Annotated in this window: 3 protein-coding genes; all 3 read left to right on the top strand. The window is 68.3% G+C overall.

The annotated features are described in order from the left end of the window. On the top strand, positions 1-435 hold a 435-nt coding region (locus ABZU72_RS28690; protein ID WP_355022169.1), incomplete at its 5' end, for a hypothetical protein. 6 nt (positions 436-441) lie between these two features. Then, the gene (locus ABZU72_RS28685; RefSeq protein WP_355022168.1) at positions 442-1008 is read left to right on the top strand and encodes a hypothetical protein; all 567 of its coding nucleotides are present in this window, start codon (positions 442-444) and stop codon (positions 1006-1008) included. Then, entirely contained in the window at positions 1008-1391 is a 384-nt protein-coding gene (locus ABZU72_RS28680; protein ID WP_355022167.1) for a hypothetical protein, read from the top strand. The genes ABZU72_RS28685 and ABZU72_RS28680 overlap by 1 nt, the downstream gene beginning before the upstream one ends. Positions 1392-1563 lie beyond the last annotated feature (172 nt).

The following is a 1563-nucleotide window of genomic DNA, read 5'->3' as shown; positions in this document are numbered from 1 at the left end:
GGCGCCAAGGCCGAGGACGTGGTGAAGAGGCTGGCGGCCTCCCTCGCCAAGGCAGCGCTGCAGGCGACGCTGATGGGCACCGGCCCGCTCGCCGGTCTGTTCGGTACCTCCGGGACCAATGGTGCCACTGGCGGCCTGTTCGGGGCGTTTGGCTCGATCTTCGGCAAAGCGACTGGCGGCTCGGTCAACGCGGGCCAGCCGTACATGGTCGGCGAGCGCGGCCGTGAGCGGTTCGTTCCAACCGTGCCGGGCAAGATCATCCCGAATAACAAGCTGGGCGGCGGTGCCGTCTCCTACACCGACAGCCGACAGATCAACATCACTCCGGCCAATGGCGTCACGCCGGAGCAGATGACGGCGGCACTGGCCGCTTACGACCGGCAGGCGCGCAGGAACATCATCGCCACCATGCAAACCACCGGCGCACGGTTCTAGAGCCAGATGCCCTTCTTCTCAGAAACCGCAGCGGCGGCGCTGGCGGGGCGGACTGTCCGCGCCTCGCAGCTCGTCTTCCTCGACTTCGCGACCGCGCCGATGCGGGTCTGGCTCGGCTTCGGCCCGCTGGTTGCGGGCGGCTTCACCTGGTCGGGCCTCGGCGAACTTGGCTCGATCTCGGGACTTGAGAGCCCGCTCGGCGGCACGGCTCCGGTGACGACGCTCGCGCTTTCCGGCGTCAAGCCCGAACTAATCTCCGCGGCGCGCGATGCTTCGGCCGAGGTGACGGGTCGATCGGCGATCGTGTCCATTCAGTTCTTCGATGACGCTTGGCAGCCGCTCGATGCGCCATACGCGATCATGAGCGGCATCATGGACCGGATCAGCATCGCGGCGCCGGACGTCGATACACGCCAGGTCCAAGTCTCCGTCGAGTGGCTGTTCACGCGTCGGGCGATCCCGCCCTTCGGCATGCTGAGCGACCGCGACCAGAAGGCGCTTTTCCCGGGCGACCGGGGCCTCGAGCAGATGAGCGCCATGCAGAACAAGTCCACGGTTTGGCCGAGCTATTGATGACGCTCGCCAAGTATCTGCGTGCCGGCGCTGCCCGGCCGTTCTGCTGGGATTCGTGCGATTGCTGCAGCTGGGCCTGCGGTTGGGTCGCGTTGCGGCGCGGGGTCGATCCGAGCGCGCGTTGGCGCGGCCGTTACCGGACAGCACGCGGCGCATTGCTTCAGATCCGGCGCGCCGGCGGTGATCTCCTGGATGTGGCGAGCGAGGCCATGGCGGATGCCGGGCTGGTTCCAACCGAGGCGCCGCGCCCTGGCGATATCGGTGTCGTCGAGACCGATCGGGGGCAGGCGCTGGCGATCCGCACGCCCACCGGCTGGGCCGCCAAGGCGGCGGCCGGCATCACGGTCGCGCCCTTCGGCTGCCTGCGGGCCTGGAGCGTCTGATGCCCCCCGTCCTGATTCCTGTGATCACGGCCGCAGCCACAAGCGCCGGCATCGCGATCAGCACCACGACTGCCTCCATCATCGCCTATGCGGTCACGACAGCGGCGACGATCGGCGTCTCGCTCCTGCTCGGTCAGCAAAAGAAGCAGAAGGGCGATCCCCAGCAGGTCAC

Source organism: Nocardioides sp. NPDC004968 (genome assembly GCF_040608935.1).
In the GTDB taxonomy this organism is placed as follows: Bacteria; Actinomycetota; Actinomycetes; order Propionibacteriales; family Nocardioidaceae; genus Nocardioides.
Note: the sequence above shows the minus strand (reverse complement) of the source record. Positions and strands in the feature narration are given on the sequence as shown.

Bases quoted from the DNA above. Each gene is read 5' to 3' on its own strand.
- ABZU72_RS28680 (WP_355022167.1), top strand. From the start codon at position 1,008: ATGACGCTCGCCAAGTATCTGCGTGCCGGCGCTGCCCGGCCGTTCTGC.
- ABZU72_RS28685 (WP_355022168.1), top strand. From the start codon at position 442: ATGCCCTTCTTCTCAGAAACCGCAGCGGCGGCGCTGGCGGGGCGGACT.